The organism is Pseudomonas sp. CC6-YY-74 (assembly GCF_002025205.1).
In the GTDB taxonomy this organism is placed as follows: domain Bacteria; phylum Pseudomonadota; class Gammaproteobacteria; order Pseudomonadales; family Pseudomonadaceae; genus Aquipseudomonas; species Aquipseudomonas paeninsulae.
This window is the reverse complement of sequence record NZ_CP019947.1, coordinates 4,666,854-4,686,618: the sequence shown is the minus strand read 5'-3', so window position 1 is coordinate 4,686,618 and position 19,765 is coordinate 4,666,854. Positions and strand designations below refer to the sequence as shown.

Annotated in this window: 23 protein-coding genes, 1 pseudogene and 1 riboswitch; of the genes and pseudogenes, 9 read left to right on the top strand and 15 right to left on the bottom strand. The window is 64.3% G+C overall.

Annotation, left to right across the window (positions count from 1 at the left end):
* Window positions 1-13 precede the first annotated feature (13 nt).
* From B2D37_RS21360 to nrdR, 8 genes are all read right to left on the bottom strand, one after another.
* Entirely contained in the window at window positions 14-526 is a 513-nt protein-coding gene (locus tag B2D37_RS21360; protein ID WP_256573112.1) for a phosphatidylglycerophosphatase A, read from the bottom strand.
* Window positions 519-1,487, bottom strand: coding sequence for a thiamine-phosphate kinase (gene thiL, locus B2D37_RS21355; protein ID WP_079204578.1), 969 nt, complete (start codon window positions 1,485-1,487; stop codon window positions 519-521). Before thiL ends, B2D37_RS21360 begins: the two co-directional genes overlap by 8 nt.
* Window positions 1,488-1,590: 103 nt before the next feature.
* Window positions 1,591-2,016, bottom strand: coding sequence for a transcription antitermination factor NusB (gene nusB, locus B2D37_RS21350; RefSeq protein ID WP_256573217.1), 426 nt, complete (start codon window positions 2,014-2,016; stop codon window positions 1,591-1,593).
* Between the two features lie 68 nt (window positions 2,017-2,084).
* Complete coding sequence (gene ribE / locus B2D37_RS21345; RefSeq protein WP_079204576.1) at window positions 2,085-2,561, bottom strand: 6,7-dimethyl-8-ribityllumazine synthase; 477 nt, start codon at window positions 2,559-2,561, stop codon at window positions 2,085-2,087.
* Between the two features lie 185 nt (window positions 2,562-2,746).
* Window positions 2,747-3,841: a bifunctional 3,4-dihydroxy-2-butanone-4-phosphate synthase/GTP cyclohydrolase II gene (ribBA, locus tag B2D37_RS21335; protein ID WP_079204574.1), complete on the bottom strand. Its 1,095-nt coding sequence runs from the start codon at window positions 3,839-3,841 to the stop codon at window positions 2,747-2,749.
* 12 nt (window positions 3,842-3,853) lie between these two features.
* Window positions 3,854-4,516, bottom strand: a complete 663-nt coding sequence (locus tag B2D37_RS21330; RefSeq protein ID WP_079204573.1) for a riboflavin synthase — start codon at window positions 4,514-4,516, stop codon at window positions 3,854-3,856.
* 125 nt (window positions 4,517-4,641) lie between these two features.
* Window positions 4,642-4,802: riboswitch (FMN riboswitch) on the bottom strand.
* 257 nt (window positions 4,803-5,059) lie between these two features.
* Entirely contained in the window at window positions 5,060-6,178 is a 1,119-nt protein-coding gene (gene ribD / locus B2D37_RS21325; protein ID WP_079204572.1) for a bifunctional diaminohydroxyphosphoribosylaminopyrimidine deaminase/5-amino-6-(5-phosphoribosylamino)uracil reductase RibD, read from the bottom strand.
* Entirely contained in the window at window positions 6,175-6,642 is a 468-nt protein-coding gene (nrdR, locus tag B2D37_RS21320; RefSeq protein WP_079204571.1) for a transcriptional regulator NrdR, read from the bottom strand. Before nrdR ends, ribD begins: the two co-directional genes overlap by 4 nt.
* Before the next feature lie 144 nt (window positions 6,643-6,786).
* Here nrdR and B2D37_RS21315 point away from each other — a divergent pair, with 144 nt between their 5' ends.
* The 3 genes from B2D37_RS21315 to trxA all read left to right on the top strand — a co-directional run bounded on the left by B2D37_RS21315 (window position 6,787) and on the right by trxA (window position 8,833).
* Window positions 6,787-7,236 (top strand): hypothetical protein, encoded by a 450-nt coding sequence (locus B2D37_RS21315; protein ID WP_177345298.1) that lies wholly within the window; start codon window positions 6,787-6,789, stop codon window positions 7,234-7,236.
* Window positions 7,233-7,889: a methyltransferase gene (locus B2D37_RS21310; protein WP_079204569.1), complete on the top strand. Its 657-nt coding sequence runs from the start codon at window positions 7,233-7,235 to the stop codon at window positions 7,887-7,889. The genes B2D37_RS21315 and B2D37_RS21310 overlap by 4 nt, the downstream gene beginning before the upstream one ends.
* Before the next feature lie 71 nt (window positions 7,890-7,960).
* The gene (trxA, locus tag B2D37_RS21305; protein ID WP_079204568.1) at window positions 7,961-8,833 is read left to right on the top strand and encodes a thioredoxin; all 873 of its coding nucleotides are present in this window, start codon (window positions 7,961-7,963) and stop codon (window positions 8,831-8,833) included.
* A 159-nt stretch (window positions 8,834-8,992) separates the two neighbouring features.
* Here trxA and B2D37_RS21300 read toward each other — a convergent pair whose 3' ends face one another.
* Window positions 8,993-9,331, bottom strand: coding sequence for a hypothetical protein (locus B2D37_RS21300; RefSeq protein WP_079204567.1), 339 nt, complete (start codon window positions 9,329-9,331; stop codon window positions 8,993-8,995).
* Window positions 9,332-9,458: 127 nt separating this feature from the next.
* Here B2D37_RS21300 and B2D37_RS21295 point away from each other — a divergent pair, with 127 nt between their 5' ends.
* The 5 genes from B2D37_RS21295 to B2D37_RS21275 all read left to right on the top strand — a co-directional run bounded on the left by B2D37_RS21295 (window position 9,459) and on the right by B2D37_RS21275 (window position 13,400).
* The gene (locus tag B2D37_RS21295) at window positions 9,459-10,040 is read left to right on the top strand and encodes a DUF2796 domain-containing protein (protein WP_079204566.1); all 582 of its coding nucleotides are present in this window, start codon (window positions 9,459-9,461) and stop codon (window positions 10,038-10,040) included.
* Window positions 10,041-10,104: 64 nt separating this feature from the next.
* Window positions 10,105-10,815, top strand: coding sequence for an ABC transporter ATP-binding protein (locus tag B2D37_RS21290; protein ID WP_079204565.1), 711 nt, complete (start codon window positions 10,105-10,107; stop codon window positions 10,813-10,815).
* 2 nt (window positions 10,816-10,817) lie between these two features.
* Window positions 10,818-12,083, top strand: a complete 1,266-nt coding sequence (locus B2D37_RS21285) for an ABC transporter permease (protein WP_079204564.1) — start codon at window positions 10,818-10,820, stop codon at window positions 12,081-12,083.
* 11 nt (window positions 12,084-12,094) lie between these two features.
* Window positions 12,095-12,616, top strand: a complete 522-nt coding sequence (locus B2D37_RS21280) for a DUF3299 domain-containing protein (protein ID WP_079204563.1) — start codon at window positions 12,095-12,097, stop codon at window positions 12,614-12,616.
* Window positions 12,617-12,797: 181 nt separating this feature from the next.
* Window positions 12,798-13,400 (top strand): YajG family lipoprotein, encoded by a 603-nt coding sequence (locus B2D37_RS21275; protein ID WP_079204562.1) that lies wholly within the window; start codon window positions 12,798-12,800, stop codon window positions 13,398-13,400.
* A 135-nt stretch (window positions 13,401-13,535) separates the two neighbouring features.
* On the opposite strand, the gene B2D37_RS21270 is transcribed toward B2D37_RS21275, so the two are convergent.
* From B2D37_RS21270 to B2D37_RS21245, 6 genes and pseudogenes are all read right to left on the bottom strand, one after another.
* Window positions 13,536-14,633, bottom strand: a complete 1,098-nt coding sequence (locus B2D37_RS21270) for a lipopolysaccharide assembly protein LapB (protein WP_079204561.1) — start codon at window positions 14,631-14,633, stop codon at window positions 13,536-13,538.
* Between the two features lies 1 nt (window position 14,634).
* On the bottom strand, window positions 14,635-15,318 hold the full coding sequence (locus B2D37_RS21265; RefSeq protein WP_079204560.1) for an energy transducer TonB: 684 nt from the start codon (window positions 15,316-15,318) through the stop codon (window positions 14,635-14,637).
* Window positions 15,318-15,728, bottom strand: coding sequence for a biopolymer transporter ExbD (locus tag B2D37_RS21260; protein WP_079204559.1), 411 nt, complete (start codon window positions 15,726-15,728; stop codon window positions 15,318-15,320). The genes B2D37_RS21265 and B2D37_RS21260 overlap by 1 nt, the downstream gene beginning before the upstream one ends.
* Window positions 15,729-15,739: 11 nt before the next feature.
* Window positions 15,740-16,224: pseudogene (locus B2D37_RS21255) on the bottom strand (MotA/TolQ/ExbB proton channel family protein).
* Between the two features lie 55 nt (window positions 16,225-16,279).
* Window positions 16,280-17,629: a MotA/TolQ/ExbB proton channel family protein gene (locus B2D37_RS21250; RefSeq protein WP_079204558.1), complete on the bottom strand. Its 1,350-nt coding sequence runs from the start codon at window positions 17,627-17,629 to the stop codon at window positions 16,280-16,282.
* On the bottom strand, window positions 17,626-18,396 hold the full coding sequence (locus B2D37_RS21245; protein ID WP_079204557.1) for a DUF3450 domain-containing protein: 771 nt from the start codon (window positions 18,394-18,396) through the stop codon (window positions 17,626-17,628). Before B2D37_RS21245 ends, B2D37_RS21250 begins: the two co-directional genes overlap by 4 nt.
* Window positions 18,397-19,046: 650 nt before the next feature.
* Here B2D37_RS21245 and B2D37_RS21240 point away from each other — a divergent pair.
* The gene (locus tag B2D37_RS21240; RefSeq protein ID WP_079204556.1) at window positions 19,047-19,733 is read left to right on the top strand and encodes an OmpW family protein; all 687 of its coding nucleotides are present in this window, start codon (window positions 19,047-19,049) and stop codon (window positions 19,731-19,733) included.
* Window positions 19,734-19,765: the final 32 nt, after the last annotated feature.

The following is a 19,765-nucleotide window of genomic DNA, read 5'->3' as shown; positions in this document are numbered from 1 at the left end:
GACCTCGGCACGCTTACAGCCCCAACCCCGCCGCCAGACCATTGACCCAGCCCCACACGAGCAACTGCATGGCCAGCCAGGCGAACACCCCGGCCAGCACATCGTCGAGCATGATGCCGACACCGCCATGCACGTGGCGGTCGATCCAGCTGATCGGCCAGGGCTTGAGGATGTCGAACAGGCGGAACATCAGGAAACCCACCAGCAACCAGCCCCAGCCTTCCGGCACCAGCCACAGGGTGATCCACATGCCGACCATTTCGTCCCAGACGATGCCCTCATGGTCATGCACGCGCAGGTCTTCGGCAACCTTGCCGCACAGCCAGAAGCCGAACAGCATGGTGACGCCGAGCATCAGCCAGTAGCCCCAGTCCGGCAGCATCTGCCACAGCGGGATAAACGGCAGCGCCACCAGCGAGCCCCAGGTGCCCGGCGCCTTGGGCAAGGTGCCCGAGCCAAAGCCGAAGGCGATGAAATGCCACGGATTGCGCCATACCGATGGCGGCACGCTTAGCGGTTCAGTCACCGTCACTCCCAAAATGTTGATAGCCCCGCGCCTGCGGGGTGATGGATTGACCGCGTTGATCCAACAGCTGTACACCCGACCCGGCTTCGGCGCGACCAATCACATGGATCGGCCAGCCCTGCGCCTGCAAGCCGGCAAGATGCTCAGCCGGCAGGGTAAAGGCCAACAGGTAATCGTCACCACCACTCAGCGCGCAGTCACGCGCGCCACTGGCACCGAGCAAGCTCAGCAGCGCCTGCGACAGCGGCAGGCGCGCCTGTTCGATCAACAGCGCCACGCCCGAGGCGAGGGCGATATGCCCGCAGTCGGCCAGCAGGCCATCGGAGATATCCAGCGCCGCCGTGGCCTTGCCGCGTAGCGCCTGGCCCAACGCCAGTTGCGGTTGCGGCGACCAATAGCGCGCCAGCAAGGGCTCGGCAATCGCCGTTGGCGCCTGACGCTGACCGAGCACCAGCGGCAACGCGCCGGCGCCATCGCCCAACTCACCGCCAACGCAGAGCAAATCGCCGACCCGGGCACCGGAGCGGGTCAAGGCCAGGCCGCGGGGCAGCCGACCGAACACCGTCAGGGTCAGGCTCAATGGTCCGCGCGAGGTATCGCCACCGATCAGGCGCAACCCACAGTCCTGCGCCATCCGATCGAGGCCACGGGCGAAGGCTTGCAGCCAGGCCGGTTCGGCGCGGGGCAGAGTCAAGGCCAGGGTGAAGCCGATGGGCGTCGCGCCCATGGCCGCCAAGTCACTGACCGACACGCCCAGCGCACGCTGAGCCAGCAGAAAAGGATCGGCTGATTCGGGAAAATGCACCCCGGTAACCAGGGTGTCGGTGGATACCGCCAGCTGTTCGCCAGCCGGCAGCTCCAACAGGGCGCAGTCATCGCCGATGCCCAGCGCCACGCCTGCGCCGGCCTGTGCACAGGACGCCGCGGCGAAGTAATGACGGATCAGCTCGAACTCACCCAAAGACGGCAACTCCTGACAGATGCAATGCCCGCTGCAGCGAATCAGCAACGGCGACCAGGCGGATGCCCGGCAGCCGCAACTCGCGGCAGCGCGTCAAGAGCGATCAGCGCCGGTTGGCGCGGACTTCGTCGGCTCGCAGGCGTGGCGCCAGCTTGTCCAGTACGCCGTTGACGAACTTGTGCCCGTCGGTGGCTCCGAACACCTTGGCCAACTCGATACCTTCGTTGATCACCACGCGATAGGGCACATCGAGGCGGTTCTTCAGCTCGTAGGTCGACAGACGCAGAATCGACAGTTCAACTGGATCGATCTCCGCGATCGGGCGATCGAGCAGGACCTCGAAGGCACCGTCGATCTCGCTTTTCTGCCGCGGCACGCCGTGCAGGATTTCGTGGAAGTAGGCGCCGTCGACCGTGCTGAAATCGTTATCGACGCGGAACTGCGCCTCGATTTCATTCACTTGCTGACCGGCCATATGCCAGGAATACAACGCCTGCATGGCCAGGGTGCGCGCCTGACGACGCGCCAGGGTTTTGCCACTCGGCGCTTTCGGGCCTTTGGGTGGCTGCGGCTTTGGCTGGTTACCGTCGTTCTGGCTCACTTGGCCTCCAACTGCGCCAGCAGGCTGACCATTTCCAGGGCGGACAGAGCAGCTTCCGCACCCTTGTTGCCGGCCTTGGTGCCGGAACGCTCGATGGCTTGCTCGATGGAGTCGACGGTCAGTACGCCGAAGGCCACCGGTACGCCGAACTCCATGGACACCTGGGCCAGGCCCTTGGTGCATTCGCCAGCCACGTATTCGAAATGCGGGGTGCCGCCACGGATCACCGCACCCAGGGCGATGATCGCGTCGAACTCGCTGCGCTGAGCGATTTTCTGCGCCACCAACGGAATTTCGAAGGCACCCGGTGCACGGATGATGGTGATGTCGCTTTCGCTCACGCCGTGGCGCACCAGGGTGTCAACGGCGCCGCTTACCAGGCTTTCGACAACGAAGCTGTTGAAGCGGCCGACCACCAGGGCGAAGCGGCCCTTGGGGGCAATGAAAGTACCTTCGATGGTCTTCAGGGTCATAAAACAATTCTCATATAGCGTTAAAGAGCCAGGGGGCAAAAAATCCATAGTCCAACGGAACAGCGCGTAGCGAGCGCAGGACAGACAAGGCGGAAACAGGCGAGGCTGCAGAGTTTACTGGTGTAAATGAGCAAGCCGAGCCTGTTTGCAACGCAGTATGTCCAAGCGCAGTAGCGCGGCGGTCGTTATTCAGCGGGCAGGTATTCTACAACTTCCAGGTCGAAACCGGATATCGCATTGAACTTCATCGGCGAACTCATCAGGCGCATCTTGCGCACCCCGAGGTCGCGGAGGATCTGCGAGCCGGCACCGACGGTGCTGTAAGTGGTCGGGTTAACCACTTTCGTCTCAGCGCCCAACTGCCGTTCCAGATGCGCCAGCAGGTCCTGGCCGGTCAGCGGGTTGCCCAACAGCAACACCACGCCGCTGCCATCCTTGGCGACTTGCGTCATCGCTGCACGCAGGCTCCAGCGGCCGGGTTGTTTGACCATGAACAGGTCGCGCAGCGGGTCCATGTTGTGCACCCGCACCAGCGTCGGCTCATCGCCACAGATGGTGCCCAGGGTCAGCGCCATGTGCACATCGTTCTCCACCGAATCGCGGTAGGTCACCAGGTTGAACTGGCCCAGTTCGCTATCCAGGATCTGCTCGCTGACGCGCTCGACGGTGCGCTCGTGAATCAGCCGGTAGTGGATCAGGTCGGCGATGGTGCCGATCTTGATGTCGTGCAGCGCCGCGAACTCTTCCAGCTCGGGGCGACGGGCCATGGTGCCATCGTCGTTCATGATTTCGCAGATCACGCCGCTCGGCTCGAAGCCACCCATGCGCGCCAGGTCGCAGGCCGCCTCGGTGTGGCCGGCACGGGCCAGCACACCACCGGGCTGGGCCATCAGCGGGAAGATATGGCCGGGGCTGACGATGTCGTCGGCTACCGCGTGCTTGGCCGCGGCAGCCTGCACGGTACATGCACGGTCGGCGGCGGAAATACCGGTGGTGACACCGACGGCCGCCTCGATCGAGACGGTGAACTTGGTGCCGAAACCGGAGCCGTTGCGCGGTGACATCAGCGGCAGCTTGAGGGTCTCGCAGCGCTCGCGGGTCATCGGCATGCAGATCAGGCCGCGGGCGAAACGCGCCATGAAGTTGATGTGCTCGGCGCCAACGCACTCGGAGGCGATGATCAGGTCACCTTCGTTCTCGCGGTCCTCGTCATCCATGAGGATGACCATCTTGCCGGCGCGGATGTCTTCAACCAGTTCTTCGATGCTATTGAGAGCCATGAGGCTATTCCTTCAATTCTTCAGGTAGCCGTGTTCGGCCAGAAAGTGTTCCGTCATGCCCGAGGCGTTTGGCTCGGCGGCTTTGTCGCCGAGCAGCAGACGCTCCAGGTAACGCGCCAGCAAGTCGACCTCGAGGTTGACCTGCCGACCGGGGCGATAGTCGACCATGATGGTCTCGGCCAGGGTGTGCGGCACTATGGTCAGCTCGAATTCGGCGCCATTCACCGAATTGACGGTCAGGCTGGTGCCGTCGACGGTGATCGAGCCTTTGTAGGCGATGTACTTGGCCAGCTCGCGCGGCGCGCGAATGGTGAACTGCACGGCGCGAGCGTTATCGGCGCGGGCAATCACTTCACCCACTCCGTCGATATGGCCGCTGACCAGATGACCGCCGAGGCGACTGGATGGCGTCAGGGCCTTTTCCAGATTGACCTGGCTGCCGGGCTTGAAGTCGATAAAGGCGGTACGCGCCAGGGTTTCGCGGCTGACATCGGCCCAGAACCCGTCGCCGGGCAGCTCCACCGCGGTCAGGCAGACGCCGTTGACCGCGATGCTGTCGCCCAGTTTGACGTCGCCCAGGTCGAGCTTGCCTGTGGCCACATAGACGCGCACGTCACCGCCCTTGGGCGTCAGCGCACGGATGTTACCAATGGATTCGATTATGCCGGTGAACATGGGTCCTCCGGTACACGAGTGACGATGATGTTGAACAGCATGAATGAACTCCTGTTTTGAGCAAAACAGGGCAATGCCGATCGATAGGGATTTCACGGGTACGCATGTCGCGCCCGAGGAGGGAATCCCGCTCTCTCTTTATCCGGACTATACCGTCGGCCCCGGAATCACACCGGGTCTGCTGTCCTTGCTCGGTTGCTTACACAACCTGGGCAAGCGCTCGCGGGCTAGGCAATTGAGCGCCATTACCGCCGGTGGGGAATCACACCCCGCCCTGAGAACGTTACGGCCACCGTGGTGGCCGAGACGCGTTTTACCATAATTGCCGCCCGGGCGCATCGCCCCGCGACAGCCTGCGCTGGCCGATGGCCAATCTGGCGCCGCGCGCACGCCCTCCATAGCCAGCCGGAATGGCCAGGGGCCGTCCGCGCCACCCAGCTTTTCACCCGCTCGCGCCGACACGCAGGGGGACGGCGCGCAACAATCGGCGGCTTAGCTGCGTTCAATCTGGCGCCTAACCCAGCCGTCGAAACCGCGAAGCCGTCAACCCTCGCGCTGCGGCAGCGCAATGATCCGCCAGTCGTCACCGACCGCGCGTATCTCGACGATCTTCAACGCCTGCGCCTCGGCCATGCGCGCCAACGGCAACTCGAGCAACGGCCGCGCACTGGAGCCGAGAAACTTCGGCGCGACGAACAACTGATACTCATCGACCAGGCCCTCGCGGGCGAATGCGCCGGCCAGACGTGGACCGGCTTCAACCAGGACTTCATTGGCCCCGCGCCCGGCCAGCTCGGCCAGCAGCTTGTGCAGATCGACATGGCCGCTACTGCCCGGCACGGCCAACAGCTCGTGACCGGCGTCCAGGTAGCGCTCACGCGCCAGCGCCGCCGCGCAGGTCGCCACCAGGGTCGCGCCGGCCTGAAAGAAAGGCACATCCAGCGGCACCCGCAGGCGGCCATCGACCAGCACTCGCAGTGGCGGCCGGGTCGCCGCCAGCGCCGTCAGCTCGGCATCCAGGCCCAGCTCATCGGAGCGCACGGTCAAGCGGGCGTGGTCCGCCAACACGGTGTCGGCGCCGGTCAGCACCACGCTGGCGCGGGCCCGCAAGCGCTGCACGGCGGCGCGGGCAGCCGGCCCGGTAATCCACTGGCTCTCGCCGCTGGCCATGGCGGTGCGGCCGTCCAGGCTCATCGCCAACTTGACCCGCACGAAGGGCAAACCCTGCTCCATGCGTTTGATGAAGCCGGCGTTGAGCGTCCGCGCTTCTGCTTCCAGCACACCGCTGTGCACTGCAATGCCGGCCTGCAACAGGCGCGCCAGGCCATTGCCGGCGACCTGCGGGTTGGGATCCTGCATGGCCACCACCACCCGCGCGACGCCAGCGGCAACCAGCGCATCGGCGCACGGTGGGGTGCGGCCGTGATGGCTGCAAGGTTCCAGGGTCACATAGGCGGTGGCGCCACGCGCCTGCACACCGGCCTGGCGCAGCGCATGCACCTCGGCATGCGGCTCACCGGCGCGCACATGCCAGCCTTCGCCAACGACCTGCCCGTCGCGGGCGATGACGCAGCCGACACGCGGATTCGGGTGAGTGGAATACAGGCCTTTGCGGGCCAGCTCCAGGGCGCGGGCCATGCAGGCATGGTCGAAGCTCATCATTGCTCTTTCGCGGGTTCGCGGGACAACCGGTCGATTTCCTCACGGAATTCGTTGAGATCCTGAAAGCGCCGGTATACCGAGGCGAAACGGATGTAGGCGACCTCATCGAGCTTTTGCAATTCGCTCATCACCAACTCGCCGAGCACCAGCGACTTGATCTCGCGCTCGCCGGTAGCACGCAGCTGGTGCTTGATATGGGCAATGGCCGCCTCCAGACGCTCGATGCTCACCGGGCGTTTCTCCAGGGCGCGCTGCATGCCGGCACGCAGTTTTTCCTCGTCGAACGGCTGGCGACTGCCGTCCTGCTTGATCAGCCGCGGCATCACCAGCTCGGCGGTTTCGAAGGTGGTGAAACGTTCTTCGCAGGCCAGGCATTCGCGCCGACGACGCACTTGCCCGCCCTCGGCGACCAGGCGCGAATCGATGACCTTGGTGTCGTTGGCACCGCAGAAGGGACAGTGCATAGGAGGGCAGCCGCCTTGAACAGGAAAGCGTCATGGTAGCGCATCCCGCGGGCAAGACAAGCCGAGGACTTTGCGGTATACAGGCGCGCGCTCAACTACTCTTTCAGGCACACCGCTTCTTGCAGGCATACCCCTTAGATGAACATTGCCATGCGACTGCTCGCCCCGCTCACCCTGGCCGGACTGCTCGCGGCCTGCGCCGGCGAACCCGCCTCGCCGCCCCAGCAGCCAACCACGCCGGCGCCTGCAGCAACCATCGACGCGGCGCCTGCGCCCCTGCCGGGCCACCTGCGTGAACTCAGCGGCCGCCTGCTCGGCGCGCCCAGCGCTAGCGAAGTCGAACTGGCCCTGCTGCTGGTCGATGCGCGCGGCCTGCCCCAGGGCCTGCTGGGTAATATTCAACTGACCGGCAGCGGCGCGGCCCTGCCCTTTCGCCTGCCGTTCAATCCTCAGGCCTTCATTCCCGGTACTCGGGTCGAGCTGCGCGGGCGGGTCAATCAAGCCGGCCGCCTGATCCTGCGCCTGCCGCCACAACCGATTCGCCACAACGACAGCCAGCAACTCGGCGAGTTACGCCTGGTGCCTGCGCCATGAGCACAACCGCCGCCCTGCAAGCGGCGTTGAGCGAGCGGCTCGGTGACGCCAGGCTGGTGGCCGAGCGCTTGCCCGGTACCGCGCTGAAACTCTGGCTGATCGATGCCGCCAATATGGCGCGCGCCTTCAACCCCGAGGAAACCCGGCGGATTCTCGAGGAGCCGCCCTACTGGTGTTTCTGCTGGGCCAGCGGCCTGGTGCTGGCCCGCTGGCTGGCCGAACACCCGGAGTGGGTGCGCGGCAAGCGCGTACTGGATTTCGGTGCCGGCTCCGGCGTCGCGGCGATTGCTGCGGCCAAGGCTGGCGCCCTCGAAGTGGTGGCCTGCGACCTTGACCCGCTGGCCCTGGCGGCCTGCCGAGCCAATGCCGCACTCAACGAGGTGGAATTGGGCTACTCGGCGGATTTTTTCCAGGAAGCCGACCGCTTCGACCTGATCCTGGTCGCCGACGTACTCTACGACCGCGCCAACCTGCCACTGCTCGACCAGTTCCTCAGCCGCGGGCTCCAGACGCTGGTGGCCGATTCACGGGTGCGCGACTTCCAGCATCCGCTGTACCAGCGCCTCGGCGTGATGGAGGCCTGCACCTGCCCAGACCTGGCCGAACCGGCCGAGTTTCGCCAGGTCAGCCTCTACCACGCACAACGCCACTGACGTCCGCCTTGTTTCCGCAAAGCGGCGCCCACATTTATAGTGTTTAGCACTTTCGTCCAGCGAGACCGATCATGAGCGACATCCCTTATATTTTTGACGTATCCGGCGACGCCAGCTTCGAGCAGCTGGTCGTGCAGAACTCCTTCCACAAACCGGTGCTGGTGGATTTCTGGGCCGAGTGGTGCGCCCCGTGCAAGGCGCTGATGCCCTTGCTGGCGCAGATCACCGAGAGCTACCAGGGCGAGTTGCTGCTGGCCAAGGTCGACTGCGACGCCGAGCCGGACATAGTCGCGCGCTTCGGCATCCGCAACCTGCCGACCGTGGTGCTGTTCAAGGACGGCCAGCCGGTCGACGGCTTCTCCGGCGCCCAACCAGAGTCGGCGATCCGCGAAATGCTCAAGCAGCATGTCGCCGAGCCGCCGGCGCCGCAGGCCGACTTGCTGCAAAGCGCACAAATGCTGTTCGCCGAAGGCCGCATCGGCGAGGCGGAAGCCCTGCTCAAGCAACTGCTCGGCGAAGACAGCGAGAATGCCGCCGCGCTGATTCTCTACGCCCGCTGCCTGGCCGAACGCGGCGAGCTGGGCGAAGCCGAAACGGTGCTCAATGCCGTCAAGGGCGATGAGCACAAGCAGGCCCTGGCCGGTGCCCGCGCCCAGCTGACCTTCCTCCGCCAGGTGGTCGACCTGCCCGACGTCGCCAGCCTGAAAACCCGCCTGGCGCAGAACGCCGAAGATGACGAGGCGGCCCACCAGTTGGCGATTCAGCAATTGGCCCGCCAGCAATACGAGCCGGCCCTGGACGGCTTGCTCAAGCTGTTCGTGCGCAACCGCAACTATGCCGACGGCCTGCCGCACAAGACCCTGCTGCAGGTGTTCGACCTGCTCGGCAACGAGCATCCGCTGGTCACCAGCTACCGACGCAGGCTGTATCAGGCGATCTACTGATCGTCTGAACGTAGGGCGGGTTTCACCCGCCCTACGGGCTATCGGGCCTCGCGGCTAAAGCCCCTCCCACGAGCACCGCTAACCCTGTGGGAGGGGCTTTAGCCGCGACAGGTCAGAGAGGGATAACCTGTCGCTGTGCGGCTACCCCATCGGTACTTATTAACCAACCCAATGATAGATAGGCGCATCCACGCCGGCCTCCATGCGCACCTGGCTGCAGTGGCGCAAGCGCACCAGCAGGCGTTTACCGGCGGCCTCGCTACCGGCCAACGCGGCCAGCTGCACGAGCAGCTGCGGCCCCTCGATCTGCCCGGCCTTCTGCAGCAAGTCCAGGGTGGTCTGCCACAGCGCATCGCTGGCCACGGCCGCGGCGCCAGACACCGGCGCGGCGGTGGCAGCTGGCGCAACGTGCTGCGCCAGCTGCGCCCAGTCCTGGGCATCCAGTTCCACTGTCAGATCCACCGGCCAATCGCCGACCCGTCCACGGATTCGCACCATCTTGCTGCCCTCGAGTAATCGACAGGCATGCTCCCACGTCGGTTGCAGCGCGCCAAGTGAAGCTGGCCAGAGGCATATAAAGTTGTTATAACGTAACAACTAACTTGAATGCTGACCGGAGATCACCATGCGTTGCCTGCTGCTTGCCCTGCCTTTCGCCCTGCTGCCCCTGGCCGTCGCCCAGGCCAACGAGCACAGCCACGCGCACACCGAACACGACAGCCTCGACGCTCACCAACATGGCACCGCCCGGCTCAATGTGGTGCTCGCCGGAACAACCCTGGAACTGCAGCTGCAAAGCCCGGCGATGAACCTGGTCGGTTTCGAACATGCGCCCAACAGCGTCGCCGACCGGGCCAAGCTCGCCGCCGCGCGCGGCAAGCTGGAGCAGCCGCAGGCGCTGTTCGGCCTGGGCGCCGGTGATTGCACGGTGAGCACACAAGAACTGCAAAGCCCGCTGTTTGCAGATGCCGCACACGATGAGCACGACCACGACGAACAGCACGCCGATGATGAGCAGAGCGAGCACGGCGACATCCATGCGCACTACCAACTCGACTGCGCAACACCAGGTGAGCTGAAACAACTGGACCTGAGCGAGCTGTTCAAGCGCTTCCCTGCCACCGAGAAAATTCAGGTACAACTGATCGGCCCGAACGGCCAGCAGGGCGTCGAACTGACCCCGGCCCAAGCCTCGCTGAATTTTTAACCCGCCCATTCGCCGCCGCATGGCCGGGATAACTCGGCCGCTACTTCATGAGTGTCGCCTTTTCATGCGTTCAGCCCTGATCAGCCTGTCCAATCTCGGTTTCGCCTGGCCCGGCCAGGCGCAACTGCTGGACATCCCCAGTTTCACCCTGCAGCGCGGCGAGAGCCTGTTTCTCAAAGGCCCCAGCGGCAGCGGCAAGACCACCCTGCTCGGCCTGCTCGGCGGTGTGCAAACGCCTAATCGTGGCAGCATTCGTTTGCTCGACCAGGAACTAAGCGTACTCTCGGCCAGCGCCCGCGATCGCTTCCGGGTCGACCACACCGGCTACATCTTCCAGCAGTTCAACCTGCTGCCGTTTCTCTCGGTGCGCGAAAACGTCGAGCTGCCCTGTCACTTCTCCAAGACTCGGGCGCAGCGTGCCATCCAGCGCCACGGCAGCATCGACCAGGCTGCCGCCACCCTGCTCGCCCACCTTGGGTTGCAAGAGCCAACATTGCTCGAGCGCCGCGCCGACGCACTGTCCATCGGCCAGCAGCAACGGGTCGCCGCGGCCCGCGCGCTGATCGGCCAGCCGGAACTGGTGATCGCCGACGAGCCGACCTCGGCGTTGGACGCCGATGCCCGCGAAGCCTTCCTCCAACTGTTGTTCGCCGAATGCCGCGACGCCGGCGCCAGCCTGCTGTTCGTCAGCCACGACCAGAGCCTGGCGCCGCTGTTCGACCGCAGCCTGTCGCTGGCCGAACTCAACCGCGCCGCCAGCGCGCTGGAGGTCTGACGGTGTACTTATTACGCCTGGCCCTGGCCAGCCTGGGCAACCGCCGTTTCACCGCCCTGCTCACGGTATTCGCCATCGCCCTGTCCGTTTGCCTGTTATTGGCCGTCGAACGCGTGCGCACCGAAGCCCGCGCCAGCTTCGCCAATACCATCAGCGGCACCGATCTGATCGTCGGTGCGCGCTCCGGCTCGGTCAACCTGCTGCTGTATTCGGTGTTCCGCATCGGCAATGCCACCAACAACATTCGCTGGGACAGCTTCGAGCACTTCGCCGAGCACCGCCAGGTCAAGTGGGCGATCCCCATCTCCCTCGGCGACTCGCACCGCGGCTATCGGGTGATGGGCACCAGCCCGGCCTACTTCGAGCACTATCGCTATGCTCGCAGCCAGCCCCTGCAACTGGCCAAGGGCCGCGCTTTTGCCGATGACCCGTTCGAGGTGGTACTTGGCGCCGAAGTAGCGCGGGCGCTGAACTACCGGCTCGGCGAAAAACTGGTGCTGGCCCATGGCGTGGCCACCATCAGCCTGGTCAAGCACGACGACAAGCCCTTCAGCGTGGTCGGCATCCTCAAGCCTACCGGCACCCCGGTGGATCGCACCCTGCATATTTCCCTGGCCGGGATGGAAGCCCTGCATGTCGACTGGCAAAACGGCATGCCGGCCCGTGGCGCTGGCGTGGTCAGCGCCGAGCAAGCACGAAGCCTGGACCTGCAGCCGAAACAGATCACCGCCTTCCTCCTCGGCCTGAACAGCAAGATCGCCACCTTCAGCCTGCAACGCGAGCTCAACGAATTCCGTGGCGAGCCGCTGCTGGCGATCCTGCCCGGGGTCGCCCTGATGGAACTGTGGAGCCTGATGAGCACGGCGGAACAAGCCTTGTTCGTGGTCTCGCTATTTGTGGTGTTGACCGGACTGATCGGCATGCTCACGGCGATTCTCACCAGCCTCAACGAACGCCGGCGGGAAATGGCGATCCTGCGCTCGGTCGGCGCGCGGCCTTGGCATATCGCCAGCCTGCTGATCCTGGAAGCCTTCGCCCTGGCGCTGGCCGGCGTACTGCTGGGCCTGTTGCTGCTGTACCTGGGCATCGCCGGGGCGCAGAGCCATGTGCAGGCCAACTACGGCCTGTATCTGCCACTTGACCTGCCGACGGCCTATGAGTGGACCCTGCTCGGCGCTATCCTGAGCGCCGCCCTGTTGATGGGTTGTATCCCGGCCTGGCGGGCCTATCGGCAGTCACTGGCCGATGGTCTGTCGATTCGCTTATGAGGCAACCGTAAATGTCCCGCCCGCTACTCGCCGCCCTGCTGTTCGCCCTGGCCCTGCCCATATCGGCCGCCGAGGTCCGTGAGCTGGCCTGGTCAGACATGGTGCCGGCCGATGCGCCGCCGCAGGTCGTCGAACCCGCGCCCATGCACGACCTCTCGCAACTGGCCGACGCCTTGGCCGAAGCCGGCCCGGCCAGCATGCAACAGTCGCCCGCCGCGCCCGTGGTCCAGCAACTGGACGGCCTGGCGGTGAAGCTGCCCGGTTATATAGTGCCGCTGGATGTCACCGACGAAGGCCGCGTCACCGAGTTCCTGCTGGTGCCCTACTTCGGTGCCTGCATCCATGTACCGCCACCGCCGTCGAACCAGATCGTGCATGTCACCACCGAGCTGGGCGTGCTGCTGGATGCGCTCTATCAGCCGTTCTGGATCGAAGGCACGCTGCAGGTCGAACAGAGCAGCAGCGAACTGGCCGAAGCCGGCTATCAGATGCAAGCGGACAAGATCTACGCCTACGAGCTGCCGGATAGCTGAAAATCCACAGCAAGGTAAGTGCCCCTTTTGGAAAGGGCTAAGGTTGAGCACTCGCGTCAGATGATTAAGCGCTAGCTCTATTAATGGCTTTTTGCGACCATCCGACTCGCCAGATATATCTACCCAAAGTAGCATTGGCGAATTTTGATTTTGGTCTTTCAGTCAAACATGGAATTGTTTTATGAAAAAAATAACATTCATTGCTGCTCTAATAATCACCTGCTCAGGGTGTGCTTTCAAGCCTCAAGCGGTTCAAGTGTCCCCTGACCTCAAACTGAATCATGTGATGGAAGGCCAAGGCAGCGCTATAAATCTGCTTGTGGTAGATGAACGTTCATCTCAGTCTCTAGGCGCACGGGGCGCAGGCGCAGGCGCGGAACTAACTCTTCAAGGAAATCTAGAGCAAATAATAACTTCTGCTATCGAAAGTGGGCTCAAACAACAGGGATTCGTAACTCCCGCTCAACCTGAACGCACCAATACTAGGCTGAGAGTTGAAATTAGAAATTTAGATTACAAAGTGATAGCTGGCGTTTGGTCTGGCACGATTCGAGCCGAATCAGGGTTGAAAGCCATTTGCAAAGCTTCCTCAGGAGTCGAGTATGAGAAGCTATATAATGGGGTATTTCAAGAAAAGGGCCGTCAATTAATCGGCAGCGATGTTGAGAACAATGCATTTGTTTCAAGCGCTGTATCTGATGCCACTAATCGATTACTGAATGATGCTGAGTTGGGGCGTTGCTTGGCCGATCAAGCAGCGGATAAAAGCACTGCGGCTAAGTAGCTACCCGTGAAAGCCCAGTGAAAGTGGCCATCCATACTTTCGAGAGCAGCGCTGGCCAATAATTAAATCCCACACACACTAGTACAAAAAAGCCGAACATTAGGGTCCGGTTTTTTTGTACTAGCCATCTAGCTGTCAGCCGGCGCTGGCCATGCGTTTTTCTCGCTCGGCACTCAGTTCACTTTCCGCCCAGTTGCGCCAGGCGCGCACCTTGCTGCGCTCGGCACCGGCACGTTCGGCCTTGGCCAGGGCATCCAGCCCGGCCTGCCAACGCGCCTGTTCCAGCTCCAACTGGGCCAGGTTCAGCCAATGCTTGGCACTGCCCGAACGCCCCGCCAGTTCGCGGTAGATGCGCGCCGCCGCGGCGCGCTCGCGGGCCTGCCACCAGAGCAGGGCCAGGCGTTCTTCGCGGCTGACCGTGCGTGGCAGCAAGCCCTGTTCGAGCATGCCGGTGAGCAGCTTGGCGCCTTGCCAGGGTTGCTCGGCCGCGCCGGCCAGCAGCACCAGGTTGTCCAGCTCGGTCGCATTGAAGCGCAGGCCTTTGCTGTGCGCGGCGCGCAGGGTCGCCAGCGCCTTGTCGTGCCGGCCGCTCAACTGCTGCAAGGCGGCCAGTTGCTGCCACCCCTGCACACGATCGGGCTGACGGCCGAGCAGTAGGCGCTGCCAGCGTTCGGCGGCGGGATAACGCTTGAGCTCGGCATTGACTGCGACGAGGAACTGCAACCAGCGGTCAGCCGCGCGCGGATTGCCCTGCACATAACGCTCGGCCAACGGCAGCGCCTTGGCTGGCTGATCCATGCCCTGGTAGGCCTGCACCAGCATCTGCAGGACCTCTTCACTGGCCGCCGCCTGCTGCGGCGCCAGCAGGCTGACGACCTGGACGTAGCGGCGTTCGAGCAGGTTGAGCCGGGCCAGGTTGAGCTGCTCGCTGGCCTGCGTCTCGGCGTCCAGCTTGCCGCTGCTGACCGCCTTGCCGAGCCACTCGATGGCCTTGGCATTCTGCCCCTCGGCCCAGGCCAGATAGCCGCGACTGCGCCACAACAAGGCTTGCTCCAGGCTATCCGGTTTGGCCTTGGCTGCCTCCAGCGCCCGCCTGGCCACGGCGTAGTCGCCCTGCTGCTGAGCCGCTTGGGCAGCATTCAGGGCGCGGAACACGCTCGGCTCGACGCTTTGCCCAGCCGCCTGTGCGGCAGCCGCCGTGCACAGCATCAATAACAGTAACCAACGCTGCATCTCAGTGATCCCCCTCAAGACGGAAGTACAGGGTTTTCACCGCTTCGCGGGCCACCGCCAGGCCGCTCTCGGTACGCGGGGCGAAACGCCAACGCACGGCGGCGCGCCGCGCTTCGCGCTCGAATACATTCTGCGGGCTGGCTTCGAGCACCCGCAGATTCTCCACCGCTCCGGCGCGGTTGATGGTGAACGCCAGCTTGACGTGCCCTTCGATGCCGCGCTGCAAGGCGTAGCGCGGATAATCCGGACTGACATCGTTGAGCGGCATCACTTCACTTTCCGAGCCGCCGGTCTGGCCAGCGGCTTCATTTGGCGCCGGCGCGCTGGGCGCAGCAGCGCCGGCGCTCAAACCACTGAGGCTCGGTGTCGGCGCGCTATTGACGGCGATACCGCTGCTCAGACTCGGCAGTTGCAGGTCCAGCGTCGGCAGCTTGGCACTCGGTGTGGCGGCGACCGGGGTGGGCGCAGACGGCGCTTGCGGAGTTTGCGGTTGGGGTGGCTGCGGCGCCTGCTGGCGGGTGCGCGTCGCGGTGTCGCTGGCATTGCCATCGAGGCGCACGAAGTTGGCCACCGTCAGCGGCTCGTCTGACGGCTGGCTGCGCGGCGGCGCGACCATGTACAGCATCAGGGCAAACAGCGCCAAGGCCATCAGGCAAGCGCCGAGAAAGGCCAGCGGCACACGCATCAAAGCGCTCCCGAGGTCGCCGCCAGGGCGACATCCTGCACCCCGGCCAGGCGCGCCTGATCCATCACCTGCACCACCAGACCGGTGCGTGCATCCTGGTCGGCCTGCACCACCACCGCGCCGTCCGGTTGATCGACGCGCAGGCGTTCGACATGCGCACGCACGCTGCGTATATCGACGACTTTCTTGTCCATCCACACCTGACCATCGGCGGTGACGGCGATGAGGATATTGCCCTTGTCCTGCGGGCTGGCGGTTTGCGCCTGAGGGCGCTGCACCTCGACACCGGACTCCTTGATAAAGGAGCTGGTGACGATAAAGAAGATCAGCATGATGAAGACCACGTCGAGCATCGGCGTCAGGTCGATGCCGGTGTCTTCGTCTTGCTGGTGGTGTCGGCGCATTCGCATAGTGTGCAGTCTCAGTCTTGGCGCAGCTGGTCAGCCAGCCGCTCGAGGCCCGGCGCGCATCACGTTCGAGGCGCGCCAGGCTGAACAATCCAGTAATCGCCAGGACCATGCCGGCCATGGTCGGCAGGGTCGCCTGCCACACACCGGCGGCCATGCCGCGCGGGTTACCGCTGCCGTTGATGGCGAGCACATCGAACACCGCGACCATGCCGCTGACGGTGCCGAGCAAGCCGAGCAGTGGATACATCGCCACCAGGGTCTTGCTCAGGCGCAACGGGCCGAGCAGGTGTTGCCGCGCCTGCGCCAGCCAGGCGGCGCGCACCGCCCGTTGCCAAGTGCCGCTGTCGTCTTGCAGCAGTTGCTGCCAGGCCTTGCGCCGCTCGCGCCCCCACTGCGGGAAGACCCGCCGCACATACCAGAAGCGCTCGAACACCAGGGTCCAGAACAGCACGCAGAGCCCGGCCAGCGCCCACATCACGACGCCACCGGCGCTCATGAACTCGAGCAGGGCATAGCCGCTGTCGACCAGCCGCAGCCATACGTCGAGCCAATCAGTCACGCCGCGGCGCCCCGGACAGGTGCAGGGCAATCAAGCCGGCGCTCTGCTGTTCGAGCAACTGGATCAGACCCTTGCTGCGACTGGCTAGCAGGCTGTGCAGGAACAGCAGCGGAATCGCCACCACCAGACCCAGCACCGTGGTTACCAGGGCCTGGGAAATTCCCTCGGCCATCAGCCGCGAATCGCCGCCACCGCCCTGGGTGATGGCCTGGAAGGTGACGATCATGCCGGTCACGGTGCCGAGCAGACCGAGCAACGGGGCCACCGCACAGAGCAGCTTGAGCAGGCTCTGACCTTTCTCCAGCGGCGGGGTTTCCTGCAGGATCGCCTCGTCGAGCCTCAGCTCCAGGGTTTCCAGATCGGCCAGCTGCGGCTTGGGCCCGAGCACGCCGATCACCCGGCCCAGCGGATTATCGTCACACGGCACGCTGAGATTACCGACTTGCGCCTTCACCCCTGCGGCTACGCGTGCCAGATGCACCATGCGCCAGATTGCCAGGAGCAAACCGAATACACCCAAGGCGACTATCACCCAGCCGACCAGGCCGCCCTGTTGCAGGCGATCCCACAGGGTCGGCTGGCGTTGCAGTTGTGCCAACAGCGTGCCGCGACTGGGGTCGATGGGCAGGCTGGAGAGCGCCTCGCTGCTGTGCAGATAGTCATCAACCTGCCCCACCCCGGACGGCTGCCGCGGTGGCGCCAGCAGCTCGCCGGCGTCGGCGTCGTAACGCAAATAGGCATCCTCGCTAAAGGCCGAGAAAGCTCCGACGCGCAGCACTGCCTGCTGATTGCGCGTGCCATCGGTGGCGACCACCGGCAATTGCATCTGCTCAACCCGGCCGCTGGCGGTCAGGTCTTCCAGCAGCAACATCCAATAGCCATCGAGATCCGCGGCGGACGGCAAGGTCCGGCTTTTCGCCAGCGCCTCGAGGCGCTGCAAGCGCTCGGGATACTGCGCATTGAGCAGGCTGTCCTGCCATTGCCCGGCGACATCGCCGGCGCTCTGGCGGACCACGCCGAAGAACTCGCCCAGATGACCGACACGCTGGGCGAGGCGTTTTTCCTGCTCGGCCAACGCGGCTTCCTGACGCTCGAATTCGGCTTTCAAACGCTCGGCTGCGGCCTTCTGCGTGTGCAAGGCCGCGTTTGCACTAGCGAGCAACTGCGCACGCTCGCCACGCTGGGCGACAAACGCCTGCTCGCGACTCTGCATGGCTGCGACTTCGGCGGCGCGCTCGCTGCGGATGCGTTGCAGCAGTTGATCCGGGCTGAGCGGTGCGGCAGCGCCAGCCATCGTCGGCAACAGCGCCAGGGTCAAGATGGCAAGAACACGACGGCTCATGGCTTGGCCTCCTGAGCCAGGGTTTTCACGGGAAGATCGAGCAGGGCCGGCGCCTGTTCCTGGCGGGCGATGGCGATGGCCTGGTGCAACGGCCGCCGCGCACTGCTATCGAGCGCTACCCAACTGCGCTTTTGCGGGTTCCACCAGCCACTCTCGTGGCCGTCGAGGGTCTGGAAGTACAGCATGACCCGACCGAGACGGAGAAATTCGACGCTGCGCGAACCGCCGTCGACCGGCAGCTCACCGCGCCAGGCCTCCAAGGTGCGGCCGTAGTCGCTCTCGACCTGATAGGCCTCGAGGATGCGCCGGTACTTTTCCGCCAGGCTGACATCGGCCCGCGGCAGCAGATCCTGCAACTGCGCCAGACGGTCGCTGCGCTCATCCGGCAGGAACGGCAGGTCGGCGGCAATGAATTCGCCGAGCACCTCGACCATCCGCCGCATCTGTGGTGTCACCGCTTCCTGGGTGCGCTCGATACCGTCCAGCTGCTCCTGGTAACCCGCCAGCTCCTGGCGTTGGGCCACGACCAGTTCTTGCAACTGCTGGTTATAGCCTTTCAACGCCTCGGCCTGTTGCAAGGCATTGCGGTACTCACCGAGCATTTCGCGACTGGCATCGTCGAGCTGTTCGATACGCGCCTGGGACGCCTTGGCTTCCACGGCCAGGCGCTGGCTCTCGTCCAGCGCGGCGTCCAACGGTGCCGCCAGCAACGGCGTACTGCTGAGCAATACAGCGGCGGCCAGCGAACGCAGGGGGTACAGGTTCATACGACGGGAGTCCTCGAGCGGCGGGCTTACATTAAAAAGAAACACAATAACCTTTCCAAAACGCAATCTACTGCAAGGCTGAGCGGCATTCGGCAAACATCTCACGGCGGACCTCCGGTCCACGCCGTGGTTCGCCCCGCCAGGTGCAGGCTGCGTCCAATGCGGTATTCGGGGCTGGCGCTGACAGGCGCCTCGCTGCAGAGGACATGGCCGATGTAGTAATAAGAGCAAGCTGGTAAAGATAACCATTATCAACTGCATTAGCATCATCCAGCAACCTCCCATGCTCGACTCATGCGCAATCTCTTGCACCGGGCACGCTGCAGACTCGCGCGGCAATGTCTGCGAGAGGGTAAGCGTACGGCAGCCGCAGGCACTCAAGGCAGAACACCGCGGGCGAGTGTACGAGGAAGAGGGCGACGACTGATCAGGCCAAACCCACCAGCTTATGCGGCCAAATGCCACACGCGGCTCCTGCCGCGCCCCGCAAGCAACAACGGCGGGGCCTGTGCGCCATCTGCGGGAACCCCTGCAAGGCAGTGGCCTGTCGCTACCAGACCAGTTCATTGAGCTGGGTCAAAACTCGATTTGCTTAGGCTCCTAACATTGCCCTCAGCCCAACCAACTGAAGACTCGACCGGAGCTCACTTATGCGCAAGTCCCTGCTCGCTATTTCCATCCTCGCCACCGCATTGGCCGCCCCTTTCGCCCAGGCCTACCAGGCAGGCGACATCATCGTGCGCGCAGGTGCCGCTACCGTCGATCCGCATGAAAGCAGCAGCGATCTCTGGGTCGGCGCACTGAACAGCGACGTGGCCGGCACCAAAGCCACGCTGAACAGCGACACCCAACTGGGCCTGACTGGCACCTACATGCTCACCAGCCATATCGGCATCGACCTGCTCGCCGCCACCCCGTTCAGCCATGACGTCGGTGTGAAAGGTATGCCGGGCGGTTTTGCCGGGTTGAATGGCAAACTGGGTGAACTCAAGCACCTGCCACCGACCCTGAGCGTCGTCTACTACCCGCTCGACGGCGCCTCCGCCTTCCAGCCCTATGCGGGCGTGGGCATCAACTACACCTGGTTCTTCGACGACAAGCTGAGCAGCGAAGCCGAAGGCAAGGGTTTCAGCGGCCTCGACATGAAAGACTCCTGGGGCCTCGCCGCCCAGGCGGGCATGGACTACATGCTGACCGACAACCTGCTGTTCAACGCTCACGTGCGTTACATCGACATCGACACCACCGGCACCACCTCCTTCGGTGGCGAGAAGGTCAAGGTCGATGTCGAGGTCGATCCATTCGTCTACATGGTCGCCCTCGGCTACAAGTTCTAAGCCACACCGCCACCGACAAAAAAGCCGGCCTC